The 20,468-nt window shown below is 37.5% G+C and carries 17 protein-coding genes; 9 read left to right on the top strand and 8 right to left on the bottom strand.

Annotated elements, in window-relative coordinates:
- Positions 1–11 precede the first annotated feature (11 nt).
- Entirely contained in the window at positions 12–758 is a 747-nt protein-coding gene (locus tag VK91_RS08820) for a metal ABC transporter ATP-binding protein (RefSeq protein ID WP_048392218.1), read from the bottom strand.
- 165 nt (positions 759–923) lie between these two features.
- On the opposite strand from VK91_RS08820, the gene VK91_RS08815 reads away from it, so the two are divergent.
- Complete coding sequence (locus tag VK91_RS08815) at positions 924–1,160, top strand: Nif11 family protein (RefSeq protein WP_004227236.1); 237 nt, start codon at positions 924–926, stop codon at positions 1,158–1,160.
- Positions 1,161–1,204: 44 nt separating this feature from the next.
- Here VK91_RS08815 and VK91_RS08810 read toward each other — a convergent pair whose 3' ends face one another.
- Together VK91_RS08810 and VK91_RS08805 are read right to left on the bottom strand one after the other, a co-directional pair.
- The gene (locus VK91_RS08810; protein WP_048392217.1) at positions 1,205–2,098 is read right to left on the bottom strand and encodes a deoxyribonuclease IV; all 894 of its coding nucleotides are present in this window, start codon (positions 2,096–2,098) and stop codon (positions 1,205–1,207) included.
- A 12-nt stretch (positions 2,099–2,110) separates the two neighbouring features.
- Complete coding sequence (locus VK91_RS08805; protein WP_048392216.1) at positions 2,111–3,412, bottom strand: DEAD/DEAH box helicase; 1,302 nt, start codon at positions 3,410–3,412, stop codon at positions 2,111–2,113.
- A 293-nt stretch (positions 3,413–3,705) separates the two neighbouring features.
- On the opposite strand from VK91_RS08805, the gene VK91_RS08800 reads away from it, so the two are divergent.
- Positions 3,706–4,761: a 2,3-butanediol dehydrogenase gene (locus VK91_RS08800; protein WP_048392215.1), complete on the top strand. Its 1,056-nt coding sequence runs from the start codon at positions 3,706–3,708 to the stop codon at positions 4,759–4,761.
- A 50-nt stretch (positions 4,762–4,811) separates the two neighbouring features.
- Here VK91_RS08800 and kdpC read toward each other — a convergent pair whose 3' ends face one another.
- Genes kdpC through kdpA form a run of 3 tightly spaced genes read right to left on the bottom strand, consistent with a single transcriptional unit; the run spans position 4,812 to position 9,241 of the window.
- Positions 4,812–5,456 carry a potassium-transporting ATPase subunit KdpC gene (kdpC, locus tag VK91_RS08795; protein WP_048392214.1) on the bottom strand — a complete coding sequence of 215 codons (645 nt, stop codon included), beginning with the start codon at positions 5,454–5,456 and terminating at the stop codon, positions 4,812–4,814.
- A gap of 11 nt (positions 5,457–5,467) precedes the next feature.
- Complete coding sequence (kdpB, locus tag VK91_RS08790; protein WP_048392213.1) at positions 5,468–7,531, bottom strand: potassium-transporting ATPase subunit KdpB; 2,064 nt, start codon at positions 7,529–7,531, stop codon at positions 5,468–5,470.
- 15 nt (positions 7,532–7,546) lie between these two features.
- On the bottom strand, positions 7,547–9,241 hold the full coding sequence (kdpA, locus tag VK91_RS08785) for a potassium-transporting ATPase subunit KdpA (RefSeq protein ID WP_048392212.1): 1,695 nt from the start codon (positions 9,239–9,241) through the stop codon (positions 7,547–7,549).
- Between the two features lie 373 nt (positions 9,242–9,614).
- On the opposite strand from kdpA, the gene VK91_RS08780 reads away from it, so the two are divergent.
- The 4 genes from VK91_RS08780 to VK91_RS08765 all read left to right on the top strand — a co-directional run bounded on the left by VK91_RS08780 (position 9,615) and on the right by VK91_RS08765 (position 14,721).
- The gene (locus tag VK91_RS08780; protein ID WP_048392211.1) at positions 9,615–12,320 is read left to right on the top strand and encodes a sensor histidine kinase KdpD; all 2,706 of its coding nucleotides are present in this window, start codon (positions 9,615–9,617) and stop codon (positions 12,318–12,320) included.
- A complete protein-coding gene (locus VK91_RS08775; protein WP_004227221.1) occupies positions 12,313–13,020 on the top strand; it encodes a response regulator transcription factor in 708 nt (235 codons plus the stop codon). The genes VK91_RS08780 and VK91_RS08775 overlap by 8 nt, the downstream gene beginning before the upstream one ends.
- Positions 13,021–13,181: 161 nt before the next feature.
- Positions 13,182–13,676 (top strand): VrrA/YqfQ family protein, encoded by a 495-nt coding sequence (vrrA, locus tag VK91_RS08770; protein WP_004227219.1) that lies wholly within the window; start codon positions 13,182–13,184, stop codon positions 13,674–13,676.
- Positions 13,677–13,752: 76 nt separating this feature from the next.
- A complete protein-coding gene (locus VK91_RS08765; protein WP_048392210.1) occupies positions 13,753–14,721 on the top strand; it encodes a 4-hydroxy-3-methylbut-2-enyl diphosphate reductase in 969 nt (322 codons plus the stop codon).
- A 47-nt stretch (positions 14,722–14,768) separates the two neighbouring features.
- Here VK91_RS08765 and VK91_RS08760 read toward each other — a convergent pair whose 3' ends face one another.
- Together VK91_RS08760 and VK91_RS08755 are read right to left on the bottom strand one after the other, a co-directional pair.
- The gene (locus tag VK91_RS08760; protein WP_016993520.1) at positions 14,769–15,470 is read right to left on the bottom strand and encodes a response regulator; all 702 of its coding nucleotides are present in this window, start codon (positions 15,468–15,470) and stop codon (positions 14,769–14,771) included.
- 17 nt (positions 15,471–15,487) lie between these two features.
- A complete protein-coding gene (locus VK91_RS08755; protein ID WP_167444839.1) occupies positions 15,488–17,029 on the bottom strand; it encodes a sensor histidine kinase in 1,542 nt (513 codons plus the stop codon).
- A gap of 150 nt (positions 17,030–17,179) precedes the next feature.
- On the opposite strand from VK91_RS08755, the gene VK91_RS08750 reads away from it, so the two are divergent.
- From VK91_RS08750 to VK91_RS08740, 3 genes are all read left to right on the top strand, one after another.
- Positions 17,180–18,229, top strand: coding sequence for a TRAP transporter substrate-binding protein (locus VK91_RS08750; RefSeq protein ID WP_048392207.1), 1,050 nt, complete (start codon positions 17,180–17,182; stop codon positions 18,227–18,229).
- Positions 18,230–18,491: 262 nt separating this feature from the next.
- Positions 18,492–19,751 carry a dicarboxylate/amino acid:cation symporter gene (locus VK91_RS08745; RefSeq protein ID WP_048392206.1) on the top strand — a complete coding sequence of 420 codons (1,260 nt, stop codon included), beginning with the start codon at positions 18,492–18,494 and terminating at the stop codon, positions 19,749–19,751.
- A 154-nt stretch (positions 19,752–19,905) separates the two neighbouring features.
- Complete coding sequence (locus VK91_RS08740) at positions 19,906–20,442, top strand: hypothetical protein (RefSeq protein ID WP_048392205.1); 537 nt, start codon at positions 19,906–19,908, stop codon at positions 20,440–20,442.
- Positions 20,443–20,468: the final 26 nt, after the last annotated feature.

The raw sequence follows: 20,468 nt of genomic DNA, 5'->3' as shown, positions 1-20,468 counted from the left end.
GCCTGCTCCTTCTAATGAATCTTTCTCACGGAATGGCCATACCAAGCGTCTAGCGCATCCTGAGAAATATTATCAAATTCATTTTTATAGCCGTGGAAGTGAATAGTTTGATTCAAACATGCCACATGGCTGATACGATTCGATACCGTATCGACATCGTGTGTGACAAGAATCATCGTAATTCCTTGTTCCCGATTTAATTTCGCCAGCATATCATAAAATGACTGCACATTCTCGTGATCAATGCCGACAGTTGGCTCATCTAAAATGAGCAATTTGGGATTACTGACTAAAGCTCTTGCAATAAAAACACGTTGTTGTTGTCCACCAGATAGTTCTCCAATGTTGCGATTCATATAAGCATCCATGCCAACTGCCTTTAAAGCTTCTTGAACTTTGTCTTTGGCATCTCGACCAGGTCTTTTAAAAAGCCCTAATTTTTTCGTTAATCCACTTTTCACGACCTCTTGCACGGTTGCCGGGAACCCAGAATTAAAGGCATTGGATTTTTGCGAGACATAGCCAATCCATTCACGGTGCTTAAAATTTGCACTTGGTTCACCAAATAATTTTATTTCTCCGGATAAAGGTTTCAGCAAACCTAAAATAATTTTTAATAATGTTGATTTTCCCGAACCATTTGGGCCGAGAAGTGCTAAAAAATCTCCCTCTTCTACACGAAAAGAAATGTTTTTTAAAACTTGCGTATAGTCATATTGAAATGACACATTTTCAATGTCAATAAGTGTTGTTTTCATGCATGATCGCTTCTTTCTAATTCAAAATCATTACGATTTACAAATTGTAAGTATAAAGGAAAGTGCAGTTTTTGTAAAGAAAAGAAGATGGATGCTTTTTCGAATAGCTGATTGCAAGTGTATAAATGATTTCGTGAAAATTAATGAGATAAAGGAGGATTGACTTTGAGTATTCAATTTTTACAGCAATTAGCACAAAGCACGGATAAGGAAATTGTCGCGATTGCTCGTGAAGAAGGCTTTAGCATTACGACTTCTGAAGTAAAAAAACTTCGACCTTATTTGGAGCAATTCTCATTTTCTTGGCTATTTTTAGGGATTCCTAAAGATATTCTCGTTGAAGTGGAGGCCGTTTTAGGAAGAAAGCGCTCTCGTCAACTCATCGCCTTGTTTACAAAATAAAAAAAGCCCGAAATCAGAACTAGCCTGATTTCGGGTTATTTCTGTTAGCCTTTTAAAGCTTCAATATGCTCAGGTTTAAAAGTACCACTTCGTAACATATCGATTTCCACTTTATACGGAGCTACCTTAGATTTAGCGTCACTCTTGAGAGGGACAAAGGGTGTTTCTAAAATTTTAGGAACATCCATTAATTGTGGATGGTGTACTACATAGTTAAGGGCATCAAAGCCAATATGACCAAAGCCAATATTTTCGTGACGATCCTTACCTGCACCGCGCACATTTTTTGAGTCATTGATATGCAATACTTTAATGCGTTCCACGCCTATAATTTTATCAAATTCGTTTAATACACCATCAAAATCTTCCACGATATTATAGCCAGCATCATGTGTATGACAGGTATCAAAGCATATAGAAAGTCGCTCGTTATTCGTTACACCATCAATAATTTTAGCAAGTTCTTCAAAGGAACGTCCACATTCCGTCCCCTTCCCTGCCATGGTTTCTAATGCAATTTGAACGGGATAGTCCTGAGATAATACCTCATTCAAACCTTCAATAATTTTAGCAATACCGGCATCAGCACCAGCTCCTACATGGGCACCAGGGTGTAAAACAATTTGCGTTGCCTCCAGTGCAGCAGTACGTTCAATTTCCGATTGTAGAAAATCTACACCGAGACGGAATGTTTCTGGTTTTTCCGTATTGCCAATATTAATAATGTAAGGTGCATGTACAACAATATTGGTCATCCCATGCTCTTTCATATGCAGGAGTCCATTCATAATGTTTAAGTCAGCAATGGCTTTGCGACGTGTATTTTGCGGTGCTCCAGTATAAATCATAAATGTATTGGCTCCGTATGACAGTGCCTCTTTACTAGAGCCAAGTAGCATTTCTTTCCCGCTCATCGAAACATGTGAGCCAAGTAACATGTAAAAGCCCCCTTATTTTTTACCGCGTGCCTTTAAGCGACGTTCACGTTTTTTAATTTTTTCCATTTCCCACTTCATATTACGTTTATAGCCAGGTTTTACCTTTTTAGGCTTACGTACCAACGCTTTTGCTTTCACATCAATTTCATTCTCTTGCTTCACACGATTTTTACGGGCATGACGCTCTTTTAACTCTGACCATTCGCCATCTTTTACATCTTTTTGTACAAAAGGAATGCCCATTTTTTCTACGCGAACTACTGCATCCTCATCTGATGGCTCAAATAAAGTAATGGCTGTCCCTTTATTGCCTGCACGCGCTGTTCGACCAACGCGGTGAATAAAGAATTCTAAGTCTTCTGGAATCTCGTAGTTAATAACATGAGAAATGCCTTGGATATCAATACCACGAGCAGCTAAGTCAGTTGCTACAATGTATTGGTAGTCAAGATCACGGATTTGCTTCATCATTTTTTTACGATCACGTGGACTTAAATCACCGTGAATTTGGCCACAACGGATACCATGCTCATTTAAATAGCCAGCAACGTGTTCTGCTGTCTTACGTGTGTTGGTAAAGATAACAGCTAAAAAGGGATTAATGCCCTCAATGACTTCTAATAAACGTTTATTACGAGATTTTGAGCGCACTGGTACAAGTACAAAATCGATACCTTCTGCCACTGGTCGTTTATCATTCATATGGACATGCACTGGTGCTTCCATGTATTTCTTTAAAAACGGCTGAAGTTTTTCTGGTATTGTTGCAGAGAAAACATACATTTCAAGCTTTTCGGGCATCTGTGAAGCAAATCCATCAATCTCTTCAATGAAGCCCATATCAAAAGCTAGATCCGCTTCATCGACAACTAAAATTGGTGCTGTATGCACAAATAACGCTTGTGCTGAAACAAGGTCACGAATACGTCCTGGTGTTCCAACAACAATTTGTGGCTGTGTTTTTAATTTATCAATGGAGCGTTGTTTGTCCGTACCCCCAATAAATAGTTTTGCTTGAATAGCTGTTCCTTCTATTAATTGATTTAATGCATCAAAAATTTGCTGTGCTAACTCTCGTGTAGGAGAAGTAATAACGGCCTGTACTTCCTGTTTTTCTACATCAATACGTTGAACAATTGGAATTAAAAAACTATGTGTTTTCCCTGTTCCTGTATGTGCCTGTCCAATAGCACTTTTCCCTTTTAATAAAAGCGGAATAATTTCTTTTTGAATTGGTGTCGGTTCTGTAAAGCCAAGATTTGCAATGGCGTCCTGCAAAAATGGCTGAAAATTATAATCAGTATATTTTGACATCATTCGTTCCTCCTAACATCTTTTTCATTGTACCATGATTCGAACTTTAAGGTATATTTACGTCCTATTTCTTACTAGCATAAACATATTTTTAATGTTTTATTATCACCGTAACAAAGCCCTTATCAAAGGTACTTGAAATACGCAGAATATGCAATCATAAAAGCGCTGTAACAATGTTCGAAAACGCTTGTAATATGTAATTTTTATGTCAATTTATAGGGAACTAATGATTAGCAGATTCCCCACATGTTATGATAGAGCTGTAAGATATTATGGGAGGTTGGTAGATTATGAAAGCAGCAAGATGGTATAAAGCAAAAGACATCCGTGTAGAAAACATTGAAGAACCAGTCATCGCACCTGGAAAAGTAAAAATCAAAGTACATTGGACAGGGATTTGTGGCAGTGATTTACATGAATACGCAGCTGGGCCAATCTTTATTCCAGTGGAGCAACCTCACTATGTAAGTAAAGACATAGCACCTATTGTAATGGGACATGAATTTTCAGGTGAAGTAGTTGAAATTGGCGATGGTGTTACATCTGTTAAAATCGGTGATCCTGTAGTAGTAGAACCAATCCTTGCATGTGGCGAATGTGCTGCCTGTAAAAAAGGTAAATATAATATTTGTAAACATTTAGGTTTTCACGGTCTTTCAGGCGGTGGCGGTGGATTCTCCGAATATACAATGGTAGATGAAAAAATGGTTCACAAAATGCCAGAAGGGCTTTCTTATGAGCAAGGAGCACTTGTTGAACCAGCAGCAGTCGCTTTACATGCTGTGCGTCAAAGTAAATTAAAAGCCGGTGACAAAGCTGCCGTCTTTGGAACAGGACCAATCGGGCTACTTGTCATTGAAGCATTACGTGCAGCGGGCGCATCAGAAATCTATGCTGTAGAGCTTTCAGCAGAGCGTGCCGCAAAAGCTTTAGAACTTGGTGCAACAGCCGTCATTAATCCTAAAGAGGAAGATGCCGTTGCGCGTCTACATGAATTAACAAATGGTGGTGTAGATGTTGCCTTTGAAGTAACGGGCGTTCCTGTGGTATTACAACAAGCTATTGACTCAACAACTTTTGAAGGTGAAACAATCATCGTGTCGATTTGGGAGTCTACAGCTGCTATCCAACCGAACAATATCGTTCTATCAGAGCGAACAGTCAAAGGAATTATTGCCTACCGCGATATTTTCCCAGCCGTAATGGAGCTGATGACCCAAGGTTACTTCCCTGCAGACAAGCTTGTTACGAAACGAATTGCTCTTGATGAAGTGGTAACAGAAGGCTTTGAGGCATTAATGAAGGAACGTAATCATATTAAAATTCTTGTAAATTCTCAAGCATAAAATACGATCAGGTAGAGAATAAAGCATTTCTCTACCTGATTTTATAGTTATTATTCTTGTCTATTATCCATTTTTTTCATGATAGTTAAATTCGCCATTAGAACGTTCACTTTATTTTCTCCAAAGATTCCTAGTGTTCGTTTCTCCGTATTTTCTTCAATGATTTTTTCAATCTCTTCTTCTGAAAGACCGCTTGCTAGGGCAATGCGCTTCACTTGAATGTTTGCAGCCTTCACACTAATATGTGGATCCAGCCCTGAGCCAGAAGCTGTCATTAAATCTGCAGGTATATCTTGGCGTTTTACTGTTGGGTTTGCATGTAGAAACTTCTTGATATCTGCTTCAATTCGCTTCTTCAATTCTGGATTAGATGGTGCATAGTTAAAAGTTCCAGAAGTCACACCACTATAATTTAACTGACCATTTTTGTCTGGTACCGTATCATCCTCAGTATAAACATTATAATGAATGGCTGAAACACGTCCCCAGAAATATGATGGTGCTGAAAAGGATTGACCGATCAGTTCTGAACCAACAGCTTTACCATTGATTTCTAGTAAACTACCATTTGCTTGATGATGGAGTAATCCTTGAGCTAAAGCAGTCACCGCAAAAGGATAGATTAGCCCACACAGTATAAACATTGTTATTGTAATCAGAATTGCTTGCTTTAAGTTCATAAATAGTTTTCGCATGTACCTTCCTCCTATAGCCCAAAACTACGACATAGTGGACCAACTAGTATGTCAATTAACTTAATCCCAATAAAAGGAGCTATAATACCACCTATACCATAGACTAATAAATTTTTATTCAAAAGTTTTGTAGCACTCATTGGTTTATACGTTACTCCCTTTATTGCAATTGGAATTAACAAGGGAATAATGACTGCATTAAAAATTAAGGCAGAAATAATCGCACTTGTTGAAGAATTAAGTTTCATTATGTTTAATGTGCTCATCTCAGGTACAGCCACCATCAACATAGCAGGTATGATGGCAAAATATTTTGCTATATCGTTAGCGATACTAAATGTTGTTAAAGCGCCACGTGTCATCAGAAGCTGCTTCCCTATCTCTACAATTTCAATAATTTTAGTTGGATTTGAATCTAAATCAACCATATTAGCTGCTTCTTTTGCTGCATTTGTACCTGAATTCATTGCAAGCCCAACATTGGCCTGCGCTAACGCTGGTGCATCATTTGTACCATCACCAGTCATTGCTACTACCTTCCCTTGTGCCTGTTCATCCTTAATGACTTGAATCTTGTCCTCAGGTTTGCTTTCTGCGATAAAGCTATCTACTCCAGCTTCCTTTGCAATGGCTGCTGCTGTAAGTGGATTATCTCCTGTACACATAATGGTTTTAATCCCCATTTCACGAAGCTGTTCAAAACGTTCCTTTAGTCCAGCCTTGACAATATCCTTTAGATAAATAACGCCTAAAATTTTATCATTCAGTGCTACGACCAGAGGCGTCCCCCCTACTGTAGATACTTGTTGAACCAGCAACTCTAGATTTGAAGGAATACTGTACCCTGCCTTCAAACTCTCTCTTTTTATCGTATCATAGGCACCTTTTCGAATTTTTGTGCCATCCACCCTATCCAAGCCACTCATTCGTGTTTGTGCAGTGAAGGGAATATGTTTACTTGTCTGGATAATGCTTTTTTCACCGTCCGTATTCACCCCTAATTCGCAAGCAAGCGATAAGATAGATTTTCCCTCAGGTGTATCATCTGTTAGAGAACTAAGCCATGCAGCTTGCATTAACTCTTCCCTGGCAACTCCTTTTACTGGTAGAAACTCAGCTGCCATTCGATTGCCATATGTTATCGTGCCAGTCTTATCTAAGATTAATGTATCCACATCTCCACAGGCTTCCACCGCTCTCCCAGACATTGCGATGACGTTAAATTGTGTTACCCTATCCATACCTGCAATACCAATTGCGGATAATAATCCACCAATCGTTGTAGGAATTAAACAAACTGTAAGTGCTATTAATGTTGCGATAGAAATTGGCACATTCAAATACATAGTCATTGGATAGAGGGACACTACCACTAACAGAAAGATAATTGTTAAACTTACTAGAAGTGTATTAAGGGCTATTTCATTTGGTGTTTTTTTACGGCTAGCCCCTTCAATTAGCGTAATCATTTTATCCAGAAATGATTCGCCAGGCAATGAAGTAATTTCAATCATCAACCAATCACTCGTAACCGTCGTACCACCCGTAACGGATGAAAAATCTCCACCTCGTTCTTTTACAACAGGGGCAGATTCACCTGTTATTGCCGATTCATCCACAGTAGCAATGCCATCAATGACTTCCCCATCATTTGGAATTACCTCTCCAGCTTGAACTAATACAATATCTCCTTTTTTTAGGTCATGGGCCTGTTTAAGGATTTCCGTACCATCATGAAGCAACACACGAGCCTGTGTCACTGTCTTTGTTTTTTTTAAAGTTTGAACTTGTGCTTTACCTCTTCCTTCTGCAATTGACTCTGCAAAATTAGCAAATAGAATTGTAACAAAAAGTAGGATAGCAACTATTCCATTGTATAATCGAGCATGTTCTTCTACTACACTCCCAAACATATTTGGAAAAAGAACTAATAGCACCACAAACAAAAATCCTACTTCTACAACAAACATAACAGGATTTTTTAGCATATAAGTGGGACTAAACTTTTTTAAAGCGTCTATCATTGCATTTTTCAGCATCTTACTTGTCAAAAAACTCTTTCTTACTGTTTCCATATGCTCACTCCTCCATTAAGAATAAAGTTGTAAATGCTCTGTAATTGGACCAAGTGCTAAAGCTGGTAAAAATGTTAGGGCACCAATCATTAAAACGATAGCCACTAGTAAAAAAGTAAAAGTAGTATTATCCGTTTTTAATGCCCCTATTGAATCACTGTGCCAAAATTTTTTGGCAAGTAGTGATGCAATCGCAAGTTGAATGATAATGGTTAAATATCGTCCAAAGAACATTGCAAGTCCTGTTGTCACGTTCCAAAATGTGGAATTATCTGCTAACCCTTCGAACCCTGAGCCGTTGTTGGCAGAGGCTGAAGCAAATTCATATAAAACCTGTGATAATCCGTGAGCACCTGGATTCGTTATGCCTGCTATTCCTGTTGGTGTTACAACTGCTAGTGCTGAAAATAGCAAAATAATAGCCGGATGAATCAAAATGCATAGAGCAATTAATTTCATTTCTTTCTCTTCAATCTTTTTACCTAAAAACTGAGGAGATCGCCCAATCATTAAACAGGCAATAAAAATTGTTAGTAGAACATACATCATCATGTTCATCAGGCCGACCCCTTTACCACCAAACACAACATTTAGCATCATATTAAACATCGGTACTAGACCCCCAAGAGGCGTCAATGTATCGTGCATATTGTTAACAGATCCTGTTGTAAACGCAGTAGTGACAGTGGTAAATAATGCTGATTGTACTACTCCAAAACGCATTTCTTTTCCTTCCATGCTCCCTAGCTCCTGTGTTATACCGAGTTCACTTATAATTGGATTACCAGCCTTCTCTGCTATGTACACAGTCACTAATCCGAGTAGAAACAATATACTCATTGCTGCAAAAATAGCTAAACCTTGTTTTCCAAAAATAGTTTTCTTTTTTCTATAAGCAATCATCAAACTAAAGGCAACTACACAAGCGCCCGGCAAAAGCATCATCGATAACATCTCCACTATATTTGAGAGAACGGTTGGATTTTCAAAAGGTGTTGTTGAATTGGCTCCGTTAAAGCCCCCACCATTCGTACCTATATGCTTAATCGATTCTAGAGAAGCAACAGGTCCAAGTGCAATATCTTGTAATTTTCCTTCGATCGTTTGTACTGTTTTATTTGCACTTAAGGTTTGTGGTGTCCCTTGAGATACTAAAATAATGGCAACAACGATGGAGATAGGCATTAAAATACGCGTAATAACACGAACAAAATCAATAAAGAAATTCCCAATAGTATCTGTTTTCGCAACAAGGCGACGACAGAACGCCATACAAGCTGCATAACCAGTAGCTGCAGATGTAAACATCATGAAGATAATAACTAGCATCTGTGATAAATAACTGAGTCCAGATTCACCGCTATAATGTTGAAGATTTGTGTTGGTTATAAAAGAAATGATTGTGTTAAATGAAAGTGTAGCTTCCATATTGCTAATATTATTTGGATTTAAAAACAGGAATGATTGAATGCGCAACAAAAAATATCCAATAAAAACCATAATTGCATTTGAAAGTATTAATGAAAGTACATATTCTTTACCATTCATATCTACTTGTTTAATGCCACACAATTTATAAATTACTGCATCAACTTTGTCTAAAATAGGATCAAGCCATGTTTTTTGATGTAATGTTACCCGATATAGATAATGCCCAGTTAAGATAACGAGCGGTAAATAAATAATTAATACTATGGCTATTTGCCACATAGTGCATTACCTCCTAACAGCCTTTAATAATTTTCAGGACAAAGTAATGCATGCCCTAGATAACCAAACAAGAATACAAGTACAATCCCGATAAAAATCCACATTCCTATCTCCTCCTTATTGCTCGTCCACTAGTTTGAAGCACCATGTAGTTAATGACAAAAGACTTCCGAAGCTTATCAGTAACAATACAACCATATAAAAGTCCATCAATAAAATACCCCTCCTTCATTTAGGTTGTTCTCATCATACTGACTTTCAAATTAATGTAGTGTTAGGAAATCTACTTTTCTATTAAGAAAGCATAAAGAGGCAAAATCTTTATACTTTCTTAATGGGAGTTAACGCTATAATACAAATGAGGTGAACGAGGATGGAAAATACACGTCCAACTCCTGAGATGTTTTTAGCAAGACTTCAACAGGAGCAACAAATTTTAGGGAATTTAAAAATCTTTCTCGGTTATGCTGCTGGAGTAGGTAAAACTTACGCAATGTTAGATGCAGCACATCAAGCTCAAAAATTAGGTAAAGATGTGGTGGTTGGCTATGTAGAACCACATCCTCGTCCAGATACGTTAGCTTTACTAGAAGGGCTTGAGCAAATTCCGACGAAAAAAATAACCTATAGAGGAAAAGCTTTTTATGAATTAGATATTGATGCCGTATTGCAGCGCAAACCAGAAATTGTTCTTATCGATGAATTGGCACATTCCAATGTACCAACAATGCGGCACAAGAAGCGTTTTGGAGATGTTGAAGAACTACTGTCAAAGGGAATTCATGTTTATACAACTGTAAATATTCAACATATTGAAAGCCTTCATGACTTAGTAGAAGAAATTACTGACATTAAAGTACGAGAGCGTATCCCTGATTACTTAATTGATCAAGCATCTCAAATAAAAGTTGTAGATATTGAACCAGATGAACTAATACAACGCCTACAAGAAGGTAAAGTTTATGCAAAACAACAAGCGGAAAAAGCACTGCATTCTTTTTTCCGTAAACAAAATTTAGTATCATTACGAGAAATCGCATTACGTAGAGCAGCGGATACAATCAACTATAAACAAATAAACAACCATGAATCTGTCAAACACCCTGTACAAATTGAAGAACACCTACTAGTTGGTATCAGTAGCTCTCCTACAAATGCAAAAGTTATTAGAACCACTGCAAGACTTGCACAAGCATTACACGGTAAATTTACTGCTCTTTATGTACAAAACCTGCAGGAGCAAGAAGGAAGTAGTGCAAATTCAGAACGATTACAACAACACATTAAACTTGTGGAACAGCTTGGCGGCCATGTCGTCATCGTTCAAGAAGACGACGTAGCAGCAGCCCTTGCTAATTATGCTCAAATTAGTGGGGTCACGAAACTTGTTATCGGACGAACAAGTATGAGGAAAAAATGGTGGCGACCAAGCACAAAAATAAGTGACCGCCTGAATGAATTTGTTCCGAACTTAGCCCTACACATAGTACCAGATCAAGAAAATGAACCATTTTATTTTCCTATTATAAGTAATAAATTATCATTTGAATGGCTTGATTTGTTCAAAATGTTTATCGTATTTTGCTTCATATCAATTGTCGGCTTGTATCTATATTCAATAGGTATAAGCGAGTCAAACATCATTACAATTTACATTTTAGGGGTCCTCATCCTTGCTATTTGGTCAACTGGATCGATGATGAGTATTATTAACTCCATTATTGCTGTCTTACTTTTTAATTACTTTTTTACAGAGCCTCGATTTTCATTTGATGCTTATCATCGTGACTATCCAATGACATTTTTTATCATGTTTATCTCTGGCGTAATTACGAGTAGCTTAACAAAGAAGATAAAGGAGCAAACCATTATAGCCATTCGTAAATCTTATCGAATGGAGGTGCTCCTTGAAACAAATCGTAGGCTTCAACATGCTAAGTCTATTGAAGAAATAATAGTTGAAGGCATGTCTCAAATTGTTAAATTAGTAGAAAAGCCTGTACAATTTTTCGAAATAAATAACCAGGTAATTGAGAAATCATCTTTCTTTCGTACTGAAACAATGTCTAGTAGTGAAAATCAAAAAATAGCTGTACTTTTCGATAATCCAAATGAATGTGGTGTTGTTAGTTGGGTTACAAATAATAGGCATGTAGCAGGTGTATCTACAGACATCTTTCCAGAAGTGAACGCTTATTATATACCTGTTATTTCTAATGGAGATGTGAAGGGTGTTATAGGTATTGCCCTATCTAAAGTTTCCCCATTGCCTGCATTTGAGCGCAATATTTTGCACGCAATTATTAATGATTTTTCATTCGCTTTGGATAAATGGTATTTACAGAAACTTAATGAGGAAGTAGCGCGAGAAGCTGAAATGGAACAGATGCGAGCTAACCTTTTACGTGCAATCTCTCATGACCTTAGGACACCACTCACTGCTATCTCTGGAAATGCAGATATCTTACTCAACAATGCAGCATTAATACCAGAGATTGAAAAAAATAAATTGTATGAAGATATTTATAAAAATTCAAAATGGCTTGTACAAATGGTTGAAAATTTACTAGCTGTATCTAAGTTAGAGGATGGGCAATTTGCGTTAGAAATGCAAATTGAACTAGTAGAAGATATTATTCAAGAGGCACTTTCCCATGTTATTCGTCAAAACAATACACATAAAATATCTTATGAAATTAAACCTGAGTTTTTATTTGCTTTAATGGATGCTCGACTCATCATACAAGTTTTCATTAATATCATCGATAATGCATTGACTTACACCCCACCAGGTAGTGCCATTACGATCATAGTGAAAGAATCAGATGGATTCGTAAGTTTTAGTATTTCTGACAATGGGCCTGGAATCGATGACGCTTTAAAAAGTAGCTTGTTTGAGCCATTTACAACTGGAAAAGTACAACGCAGTGATAGTAGACGTGGTCTTGGTTTAGGCTTAGCACTCTGTCAAACAATTTTAAAATTACATGGTAGCAGCATAAACGTTTCAGATAATAAACCACAAGGAACGATTTTTAACTTTTCGCTGAAAAAAGGAGTAATGAAATTTGATGAGTAAAAGAATTCTAGTAGTTGAGGACGATGTAGCAATTGCCAATTTAATTAAAATGACATTAGCGACAAACCATTATGAATTCGACATTGCACGTGATGGTAATAGTGCCCTTCAAAAGGCTCTTACCATAAAACCTGACGTTTTTATTTTAGATTTAGGTCTACCAGATATAGATGGCGTAGAACTAATCACAAAAATTAGAAGTTGGAATCAAACACCAATTATCGTCGTAAGTGCTCGTGGAGAAGAACATGATAAAATTAATGCTTTGGATGCAGGTGCAGATGATTATGTAACAAAGCCATTTAGTGTGGAAGAATTATTAGCAAGAATTCGGGTTGCCTTAAGAAGAATGGCCTATGAACAACCACTTGAAAAAGAGAATCCCATTTTCACAAATGGTTATCTTCAAATTAATTATGTTGATCATACAGTATTTGTAAATGGAAAAGAAATACATGTGACGCCGATTGAATATAAGCTTTTAATTGTTTTATCCAAAAATGTTGGGAAAGTTCTAACACATAATTATATTTTAAAGGAAATCTGGCAAAACGCTCTTCAATCAGATGTTCCAAGTTTACGAGTATTTATGGCTACACTTCGAAAAAAAATAGAAGTTAATCCAGCACAGCCCAAACTTATTCAGACACATGTACGGGTAGGCTATCGAATGCTTCGCTATCATGAAGAGGATGAATGAATATGGAGCCTAAGGTCTAGCTGTATTTGGACTTCTACTTTACAAATTCCATATTACATTTTGCTTTTATGTAGCTTTATTGAACCCTCCTATTAGCCTTTGCATATCATAGCTATAGTCAGGTATGTCATCAATGAAAAACAAGTAGAAAGGAGATCATTATGGTATTTCGACCACCTTATCCATACCCAATGTATCCGGGTGGCATGAGAATGCCCATGCCCATGCAAACACCTCCACAGATGTCGCCACAGTCCTTTTTCCCGCCTGGAGGCTTCCCTGTTCAACCACGAATTCCAGGCGGCTTTCCAATGGCTAATGGAATAGGTTCATTTGGAGGGCAAATGCCGATGCCACCTGTGCAAGAAGCTTCGAAAGTCGGTTCATTTTTACAGCAAGCCAACAGTTTATTTAATACAGCTAAAACCTATACCCCTTATATCCAACAAGCTATGCCGATGGTGAAAAATATTCCATCACTTTTAAAATTGTATAAAGGATTCCAAGGACTTCCTTCCGCTGGCGGTGGAGCAACAGAAGCAGCAGGAAGCGATAGTAAGGCTGCTGGAAGTAGACGGTCATCTAGGCAAAGTGCATCATTTACGCCTCCCGAGCCACTTCCATCTAAACCACGTATTTTCCAACCACCAATGTAAATGAACGTTTCTTTGTATTCACTGTCACTGTCCGTTATAATGTAGATAGGTAAGCTTGAAAGGAGTCACAACCACCATGCAAGTATTAAAAATTAATCCACGTGGCTATTGCTACGGTGTTGTGGATGCGATGGTGATCGCTCGTAACGCCGCACTTGATAAAACATTACCAAGACCTATCTACATCTTAGGGATGATTGTGCATAATAAACACGTCACAGATGCGTTTGAAGAGGATGGGATCATCACGTTAGATGGTGATAACCGCCTAGAAATTATTGAACAAGTTGAAACAGGTACTGTCATTTTTACAGCACATGGTGTTTCACCGGAAATTCGTGAGATTGCGAAGCGAAAAGGCTTAGTGTCCATTGATGCTACATGTCCTGATGTAACAGTTACCCACGATTTAATTCGTGAAAAATCAGCAGAAGGCTATGACATTATTTATATTGGTAAAAAAGGACATCCCGAACCAGAGGGTGCTATTGGCGTTGCCCCAGATCATGTCCACTTAGTACAGTCTTCTAACGATATTGATGCTTTACAATTAACGAATGATAAATTACTTGTCACAAATCAAACGACAATGAGCCAATGGGATGTCGCCCATTTAATGGATAGTTTAAAAGAAAAATTCCCACATATTGAGGTACACAAAGAGATCTGTTTAGCTACACAAGTACGTCAAGAGGCTGTTGCACAGCAAGCAGGTGAAGCGGATTTACTTATTGTTGTAGGTGATCCTAAATCCAATAACTCGAACCGCTTAACACAAGTTTCTGTAGAAATTGCAGGAACACCATCCTATCGAATTGCAGATGTTTCAGAGCTAAAAGTAGAATGGTTAAAAGGTATCAACATCGTTGCTGTAACAGCAGGTGCTTCTACGCCAACACCAATTGTAAAAGAGGTTATTAACTTCCTTGATCAATTTGATGAAAATGATCCATCTACACACGAGATTAAGCGTACAGTAACACTAGATAAAATTCTGCCAAAGATTAAGACACCAACACCTGTTGATAAAATCATGCCCTATTAGTTAATCACAAAAAATCCTGATTGTTATTATGACAATCAGGATTTTCTTTATTTACTAAAGTAATAGTTTATAGGACGACCAATGCCACCATAATGGACATCCATTGTGATTTCCTCTTGTTTTTCAAGGTAATCTAAATATCTTCTAGCTGTTACGCGGGCAATGCCAATTCCACTGGCTACTTCTTCCGCTGAGGCACCATCCACCGATTGTAAAAAGTGCACAACTTTTTCAAGTGTTGTACGATTAAAACCTTTTGGGAGATTTTTTTCGGATTTCAATGTAACAGATTGATCCAACATAGTTTGTCCATCACGATAATGAAATAACTGATCTAATTCTCCCTGTGTGAGCTCTCGTTCTGTTTGAGTTTGCTTGTTAAAGCGTAAATAATTGTCAAGTGTCCCTTTAACACGTTCAAAAGAAAAAGGCTTCATAATATAATCAAAAACACCTAGATGCAGTATCTGTTTCACTGTCTCCATATCATTTGCGGCCGTCACGGTAATAACATCTACTGGTAGATCGAGCTCACGTATTTTGCGTAAGCTTGTAATACCATCTTGCTCTGGCATAAAAATATCCATAAAAACTAAATCAGGCTTCAGTTGACAAATTTGCGTAATGCCTTCTAACCCATTAGGTGCCTGTCCAACCACTTGAAAATGCTCTACCTTTTCAATAAATTGACGATTTACCTCTCGTACCATTGGATCATCCTCAATTAATAATACTCTAATCTGTGCCACTGCTAGCCCTCCATCCATTATGAATAATAAAAGGTGATTAAAAAACTTGTTCCTTTGTTAGGCTCACTGATGACTTCGATGTCACCCTGCCCTTTTTCGACAATTTCCTTTATTAAAAATAACCCTATTCCACGGTAGTTTTTCTCTTTTGTAGAATAACCATTATCAAAAATGTGCTGCTTGACCTCTTCCGTCATGCCAACACCATTATCGGTTACTAATATGGCTAATACGTCATCATCTTCATCCACAGAAACATGAATCACCTTCTCCTCGACCTGTACATCCTTTAATGCATCAAACGCATTTTCTATCAAATTACCAAAGAGAATGACGAAATCATGATGATCCAAATTAGCTGGAAATGATGTAAATCGGCTTTCACGGTCAATTTCCAATCGAATTCCTTGTTCCTTCGCATAGGAAATTTTACTGAGCAATAGCCCAGAAATATTTTCATTTTTTATTCGTTCGTTTAAAAAGTTAGTGATTTCATCATGCTCTTCCTTCACTTGTGTTAAGTAAGAAAGTGCCTGTTCATGATGACCTAGCTGTAAAAGACCCGCTATCGTATGCAGTTTATTTTTATGTTCATGTGTTTGTACACGAAGGGCTTGGACAAATGCTCTAACGCCTGTTAATTCTTCGGCAAGCTTTTTCACTTCCGTACGGTCTTTAAACATGGCCACTGCCCCAACAGTTTCGCCATTAACCTGTATCGGAATTCGATTACTCATAATACTATGATTATTAATATACAGCTCACGATTAAATAACGGCTGATCCAGCTCTAAAATTTCAGGAAGTCGTGTATCTGGCAAGACATGAAAGATTTTCTGTCCAATCAATGTAGAGGGTTTTTCATAAACGCCTAAGATATCACAGGCCTTTTCATTAAAAATCGTAATGGTCAAATCATTATCGATAGCAATGATGCCTTCGTGCATGGCATTAAACGTTTCTGTACGTTCTACATACATTTTGGCAATTTCATGCGGCTCTAACCCAAACATTTGCTTTTTCATATGAAGCCCCAATGTTCGTGCTCCCCATACACTAAATAGTAACGATAATAGAACAGTAACCATTAGTTCGGTTTGCATTGTTTGCAGTAACTCCACTACCGTAAGAACACTGTACCCTACTACTGTAACACCTATTTGTTGTCCTTCATGGTTCATAATCGGAACAAACGCACGAACCATATTACCGTGTTCTCCACGTGCAATCGACGTATAGTAATGCTCTGAAAAAGCGGCGTTTAAATCTCCAGATTGAGATATTCGACCAAGTTCCTGGCTATTAGGATGGGAATATTTTCGTCGTTGCATATCAAGAACAACAATATATTTTGCCCCATTGATATCACGGATTTCCTCTACAACAGGATTAATATGCTGTACGGCATCATAGTAATTTTCACTAGCAATATATGTTTTTATTTCAGGAAGCTGAGAGACGGTTTTTGCTACAAGGAGTGCTTGATCACTTAGTTTGGTCTTTTGCTCATTCATGACAAAACCTAACAAAAAAGTACCGCCAATGCTAAAGGAAAGCATGAGAATAAAAAAAGTCAGAGACATAATTTTTCTTTGCATGGATAACTTCTGAAATTTCAACTGACCGCCTCCCTCCTACTATATTTTAGCTTACTCCATATGTTAGAATAACAAAAACATCAGAAAATACGAATTAATTGGGTGTATACAATGAAAAAATTTATTATTGGTACGATTATAACTGTGCTTGTGTTAATCCTCACTATCAGTGTTCAACAAGGATTACTATTCGCCAAGCCACTTCCCTATGATGATGAGCAAAAGGGTTTAGACACACAGATAACAATTCATTTAAGTCATGTCGTCGCTGAAAATACCCCTAAAGGCCAAGCTGCCAACAAATTTGCTGAGCTAGTAGAAGAAAAAACAAACGGGAAGGTCAAAGTACATGTCTACTCCAACTCCTCTTTATTTAATGATGAAAATGAATTTCAGGCATTGCAAAAGGGAGAAGTGGAAATGATCATCCCTACTTTTTCTAAAATGACAGCTTATGTTCCTAATTGGCAGGTGCTTGATTTACCCTTTCTGTTTAATACAAATGAGGAAGTAAAGGAAGTCCTAACGGGTTCTATTGGTGAACAATTGGTTAATGAGCTAGAGCCGTTCCATATTAAAGGGCTTGGCTTTTGGTACAATGGGTTTAAGCATCTAACCTCTGTTGAGCAGCCTATTCATAACTTTGAAGATTTACAGGGCTTACGAGTGCGTACGATGCCAAGTAAAACATTAGAAAAGCAATTTGAAGTGGTCAAAGCAACACCTATACCTATTTCTTTTAGTGAGGTCTTTTCGGATTTAGAGAAGCATGCAATAGACGCACAAGAAAATACCGCTTCTAATATCTATTCAAAGGGTTTTTACAAAGTACAAAAGCATATGACTATCACTCAGCATGGGATTTTAGGCTATGCTGTGTTAATGAATGAAACCTTTTGGAATTCTCTACCTATCAAAATTCAGCATCAGTTGTTGGATGCTATGAAAGAAACAACCGATTGGCAATTTGAGCAGGCTGAACTTATGAATGAACAAGATATGGACAAGCTGAAACAGCTAGATGATTTTGATGTGTATACAATGAGTCCCCAAGAAAGACAGCGCTTTAAGGAACAACTTGCACCTGTTTATGATTTTTATAGAGCCCATATTCAAAACGATCAAATCTTAGCAGAGATTGAAAAAATCGTTGATCCCTAATACTTTTGTTCATTAATGAAAAATCCTTACAAAACGTAAGGATTTTTCTATTGTATTATAATAGATTCACGAATCTCACAACTACTATAAAACAGCTTAAAACCCTTGATATTACTAGCCTTAATACCCCTTTCTCTCAGAATGAACAAAATGAACAATACAACCATTACGGTCATAAACACTATTGTCGGAAAATTTCAGCTATGATAACCACATGAAAGCGTTCACACAATATTCATAGATGTTGTAGGGGGAGAACTATATGCGGATAAATTTTAAAAACTTAACAGTACAAGTATTGATTGCCATTGTACTAGGGATTATCGTCGGAGCAACATTCCCAGAATTCGGGGCAAAGCTCAAAATCTTGGCGGATATATTTATTAAACTTATTAAAATGTTAATAGCACCAATTATCTTCTTAACAGTCGTAATCGGCATTGGTAGCATGGGGGATGTCAAAAAGGTTGGTAAAATTGGTGGAAAAGCTTTAATTTATTTTGAAATTGTTTCAACTTTTGCCCTTGCAATTGGCTTAATCGTTGTCAATATTGTTCAACCAGGTAAAGGTTTTAATACAGATGCAGCAAGCGGTGCTGATGTTTCACAATATACAGACGCGGCGGCTGCAGAGCATGGTTTAGGAGCATTTATTATGCAAATTATTCCTGAAAATGTAGTTGGTGCTTTAGCAAATGGTGAATTATTACCAGTCTTGTTCTCAGCTGTTTTATTTGGACTAGCTGCGGCGGCGATTGGAGAACCAGCTAAACCTGTTATTAAATTTTTCGAGCAAGTTGCAGATATTTTCTTTAAAATCGTTAACATGGTGATGAAAATTTCTCCTATTGGTGCGTTTGGTGCCATGAGTTATACAATCGGAAATTTTGGACTTAAATCATTAGGAAACTTAGGATTTTTAATGCTATCTGTTTACATTACAATGTTCATTTTTATTGTTGTGATCATTGGATTGATTACCCATTACTTTGGCTTTAGTATTTTTAAATTTATCAAGTACATTAAAGATGAAATCTTTATCGTTATCGGAACATCTTCATCTGAATCTGCATTACCTTCCATGATGCGTAAGCTTGAAAACTATGGTTGTTCAAAGCAAGTGGTTGGGCTGGTGATTCCTACAGGCTATTCATTTAACTTAGATGGAACATCCATTTACTTATCAATGGCTGCTATCTTTATTGCGCAAGCCTATGGTGTGGATTTAGATGTTTGGCATCAAATTACGCTATTAGCCATCTTAATGCTTACTTCTAAAGGGGCAGCTGGTGTAACAGGCTCTGGCTTTATTACACTTGCAGCAACATTAGCAGCCTTCCCGATGATCCCAGTAGAGGGGATTGCCCTTTTAATCGGCGTAGATCGTTTCATGTCAGAAGCACGTGCAGTTACAAATCTAATTGGTAATGGTGTAGCTACAGTGGTCGTGTCAAAAATGGAAAAAGAATTTGATACAGAGCAGGAAAAGCGTGCTCTATCCGGTCATACCCAAATGTCATAAAATGAACAGGCTGCTGAAAGCGGAAATAATTTGCTACTTCAGCAGCCTGTTCTTTTATTTATAAAGAGGCAAGTAGATAAAAAACACCGTAGAGCTAGTTTCTTGAAACCTCATCGACTACCTACTCGTATAAATAATGACTGGAGGTTTCTTTATGACAACTTTTACACTTACCTATCCGAAGGGCTTTAAAAGCTTCACTGATATTCCAATCGTGAATGAACAGAACGAAACAGTATGTGTACTTCAAAAAATGGAGCGTACCTCTGCTGGTAAAGTACTGAATGCTGTCTTGCTGGTAGCTGCACAGCAAACATTACCGTACCGTTATGAGACACGAACTACTTTAGGTGCACCACTTTTTCAAGTACAATCTACCCTGTTAACAAAAGGAGTCAGCCATCAAATTGTTATGCCTGATGGCAGCTTGATACCCATTCAACGGAAAACAGTGCAATTATTAGAATCCTCTTATTCATTTACAATGGACGATTTAGAATTTCGTTTTGAAAAGGATTTTACCTCTACTGCTTATTTATATTGCAATGATGAAAAGATTGCGAGTGCAAGCTCTATTGAGACTGAGCTAGTACAGATAGGTATACAGTTTAAGCTTTTCCATGCGGATGATATGCGCTTTGTTGCACTCCTAGCAACTCTTTATCAAGCTCTCTTTGCAACAACTACATAGCTGCTTTAAACATGTCAAAGGCATCG

It is taken from the genome of Lysinibacillus sp. LK3 (genome assembly GCF_001043675.1).
GTDB classification, from domain to species: Bacteria; Bacillota; Bacilli; order Bacillales_A; family Planococcaceae; genus Lysinibacillus; species Lysinibacillus capsici.
Note: the sequence above shows the minus strand (reverse complement) of the source record. Positions and strands in the feature narration are given on the sequence as shown.